This is a genomic window from Wolbachia endosymbiont of Glossina morsitans morsitans, from assembly GCF_000689175.1.
GTDB classification, from domain to species: Bacteria; Pseudomonadota; Alphaproteobacteria; order Rickettsiales; family Anaplasmataceae; genus Wolbachia; species Wolbachia pipientis.
This window is the reverse complement of the sequence record NZ_AWUH01000061.1, coordinates 12,656-16,842: the sequence shown is the minus strand read 5'-3', so window position 1 is coordinate 16,842 and position 4,187 is coordinate 12,656. Positions and strand designations below refer to the sequence as shown.

The window sequence follows — 4,187 nt, the reverse complement described above, 5'->3', positions numbered from 1 at the left end:
ACTATGCAAGCAGTCTGAAGTAATCCATTTACAATACCTGGAAGACGGCTGTTATATTCACGTAAAGCTTCAGATTGCAATAATTTGTTTTCCTTTTCCAGATCTTCTATGCGCTTTTCTATGCTAGATTTAAAAATCTTACACTCCTCTTGAAAAATTACGTTAATTGCACCCTCTTCTGTGTATAAGTAACATACTTCCTTGACTAAGGAGTAATCTTCTTGGCCTATTGAGTAGCGTGTTGCATTTTTCAGTATATTCTGTATGACCGGCCTAATCACTTGCTCATTATGTGACACGTTTTGATGGATTTCTTTAGTGTAAAAAAGCACCTCGACTATAACGTCTGTGTTTGTGTATTCAACATTAGACAATGCAATGAGGATTGATTCGTGTATGTTATCAAATTCGTTATTTTTAAATTTTTGATTGAGATAGCCGATAACATTATTGCTGCATTTAGCACATTTTTCACACAAGTGCTCGATAAATGCAATATTACCAGCATCCAATGCAGTTTTCAGAATTAAATCATAAATTTCTTTTTTGCCACGAGCTCCTATGTTTTTCAGCATTCATATATCGTAACCCATTTATCGTATAATGCGTGCCAGGCCATATCCAGGCGCAAGCTACTTTATAACGGGGCAGCGACGGTGATCGCGACCACAAAAGAGCGTAACACAATATGTTCGATTTTTCATTTCTGTTAATGCAGCCAAGGAGGTAAGAGATCTCGGGCAAAATATTTCCTTGTGTTTGACTCTACCGATATCGATATATTTTTTGGACTTATGGATAGGCACTATCGTGATGAATTCTTCATTTTTGATCAGAGACGCTGTTTCAAGCACACCATACAAAGAATCAGGATTACTTGTTTTTAACACCTGTCCAAAATCTCTTAAAACGTATTCGACAAAAACTGCATTTAATAATTCTTGCTCTTTTCTTAATGCTATAACTGGGAAAAAACCAATCTTATTAGGTTCGACAAGTTGTATAGTTTGATCTTTTAATCTTCCATAAACTCCATCGGTACCATGGAATTTTTCTATAAAAGCTTCAATATATTTTTGACCACCAACAAGGAGAGGTAAAAGACTTAAATTTCCTTCAGCAAAAAGAAAATCCTGATATTGCTCTACTAGCTTGTCATTAGCTGCAATTGCCAATAGTACCAATTCTTTTACTGAATAATCATACTTGAAACCCTCTTGATCAAATTTATATTGTGATAGTACATTTGAATATATATGTTGATGGTTGCTTCCGTTTTGTAACTCCAAATTAAGTTGATTTGAACAGAAATCTTTGAGATTTTCATTATCCAGCGTAATAGACCTGCCTTCATAATCTTCAATATTTTGTACAACCTTGTCTAATTCTTCACAATTATCCTCTTGTATAGCTTGATTTAAGATATTTATAATCTCAGCAAAAGTTAAGTTTTTAGGAATGATACCATATGAATCTTCATCTTTTAACTCTACAGTAAACGACCTATCACAACCATCAGGAAAGTTTGCAAGTATTGCATTCTCTAAACTTAGATCTTCAGGGGGTGTGCTACATGGAGTAGCTGGTATCTCTTGACTTTCGCTATCTAAAACTTCAAACTCTTCTTCAATACCTGAATCTTCAGGATCTGGTTTTTCAAAACCATGCCAACTTTTGATTAATCTTTCAGAATTTGATTGGCCCTGTGAAGTTGTATCTTGTGATAGAAAGTCTCTAAAATTGGAACCAAACATGTTTTACCTCCTAACTAGCAGCTAAGCTAGGTATAGCATTAAACAGAAATCTTGCCAAGCAAATTATTCAGTCTCTTAGCAAAGCTGCTCGCGTCATCCATCTCTTCGCCTTCCACGATGCAAGCTTGGTAAAACAATAAGTGAACCATGTCCTCCAATGTTGGGTTTTCACCACTTTCAGCATAAGATTTCATTATACTCTTTATTACAGGATGCTTAGTGTTAATTTCAAGCACCTTTGGCGTGCGGTAATTTAGCTGCTTTTGTTCATGCAAAAAACGCTCCATGCGAAGATCCATAGCACCTTCATCAACCGCTAGGCATACGGGACTATCAGTCAATTTTTTGGAAATTTTTACGCTTTTTACTGAATCTCCAAGCACTGTGGTAAAATATTGCAATATAGTTTCCTCAGTTTTTTCTTCATTCGATTTGTTTTCTTCATTTTTCTTATCTTCTTCTGAAGAGAACTTTTCCAAATCAACATCAGCGCGAGTCACAGACTTAAACTTTTGATCTTTATATTCATGAATGACACTAGTCCAGAAATCATCCACTGGATCAACGAACAGAAGAACCTCCAGCCCTTTACTGACGAACCCCTCAAGTTGCGGACTGTTTTTCACTGAATCGAGGCTATTTCCGGTGAGATAATAGATATGTTCCTGCTCAGGCTTCATTTTGCTTATATAGTCATCAATGCTGACTAATTTCTCATCACCAGTACTATGAAATCTGCAAATTGAGAGTAGTGCTTCTCTCTCATCAGTTGGCATAGCTTCACAAAGACCTTCCTTTAAAACTGCACCAAAATTGGTCCAGAATTTTGTATATTCCTCTAAATTCTCTTTTGCTTTTCTACCGAGCTCTGATATCACACGCTTAGTGAGAGATTTTCTGATCTGCTCAACAACACGATCATTCTGCAGCGTTTCTCTGCTGATATTAAGAGGCAAGTCCGGTGAATCAACCACGCCTTTCAGAAAACGCAAGTATTGTGGTATAATCTGTACGTTATCTTCAGTGATAAATACTTTATTTACATATAACTTCACAGAGCAACGTCTATCTGGATGGAATAAATCAAAAGGTTTTATAGAAGGAACATAAAGCAAATTTGTATACTCTATTGCACCTTCATTTTTATTATGCAATATCATCCAGGGCTCCCCGCCAACGTGAGCAACACTGCGGAAAAAATCGTTGTGCTCCTCTTGAGTAACGTCATTTTTTGGCTTAGTCCAAATTGCAGCCTTACTGTTTAACTTTTCACTTTTTCCTTCTTCGTCTATAAATTCAACAGGAAAATTTATGTGATCAGAGTAAGTAGTGACAATATTTTCAACACGAAATTTATCTAAAAACTCGTTTTCTTCAGGATGCATAATGAGCGTAATTTTGGTTCCGCGAGGGACTTGATTATCTGACTTGCTGATTGAATATTCCCCATCTCCTTTGGATTGCCAGATCCAAGACTCCTCTTCTCCAGCTTTTCTCGATTCTACTATTACTTCTGATGCAACCATAAAGCTTGAGTAAAAACCAACACCAAACTTCCCAATCAGCTCCACAGTTTGGCTTGAATCCTTGCTATTCTTAATCGCATCCAAGAACTTCTGCGTACCAGAGCTTGCAATTGTACCAAGATTGTCTATTAAATCCTGTCTATTCATTCCAATGCCATTATCAGTGATATATAGCTCGTTCTTATCTTTATTGGAGCTGATAGTGATTTTTAATTCGTCACTCAAATCCAGCAAATTAGGGTTTAGTTGAGATTCATAGCGCAACTTATCACATGCATCTGATGCATTTGATATTAATTCACGCAGAAAAATGTCTTTATTGGTGTAAAGTGAATGAATCACTATATTCAGTACTTTCCCTACCTCAGCGTCAAATTTTAAATTTTCAGTTTCTTGTACATTATGCATTTTGAGCTCCATTATTTGCCTACCACCCTAATGATTTAAGTATTGAATCACGATTTTTCAAGGTCACGTACACCAAAATTAATGTGGGTGTAGTTATTATGACACCCAATTTATGGGATCTCTTGCATAACAAACTTTTGGCAGCGTATTGGATGAAACGAAAAACTTCCTTGACACCCTTCGCCAGCCCCCTTATCATGAAACTGAAGCTATTTATTTATCTTCGCAATCTCTGCAGTGGATTAATGACAAAAAACTTAATGTATTTGGCGTGAATCATGCTTAATTTTTTGCACTATGTGCACCTCATGTCTTTATCAAATTTCTAGCTACACAAGCTGAAATATGCTATTTAAAACATACAAAAAACGCCAACTTAAAAAATGGATAGTGAATAATTAGCTACCCTAGGGTTTCTTTGTCCTTTTTTTCTGTTTAGTAAATTTCTTAACGTTTATAATTTAGATTAGTTGCGGCTTAAAAGCGGCTGAGTCACGGT

The 4,187-nt window shown here is 36.0% G+C and carries 3 protein-coding genes; all 3 read right to left on the bottom strand.

Annotated features, from left to right (window positions below):
• Positions 1-575 (bottom strand): hypothetical protein (locus WGMM_RS01525; RefSeq protein WP_038249035.1); only part of this gene is annotated, 575 nt, incomplete at its 3' end.
• Positions 576-632: 57 nt separating this feature from the next.
• The gene (locus WGMM_RS01520) at positions 633-1,754 is read right to left on the bottom strand and encodes a host RNA manipulator TomO (RefSeq protein WP_038249033.1); all 1,122 of its coding nucleotides are present in this window, start codon (positions 1,752-1,754) and stop codon (positions 633-635) included.
• A gap of 38 nt (positions 1,755-1,792) precedes the next feature.
• Positions 1,793-3,688 (bottom strand): molecular chaperone HtpG, encoded by a 1,896-nt coding sequence (htpG, locus tag WGMM_RS01515; protein ID WP_038249049.1) that lies wholly within the window; start codon positions 3,686-3,688, stop codon positions 1,793-1,795.
• Positions 3,689-4,187 lie beyond the last annotated feature (499 nt).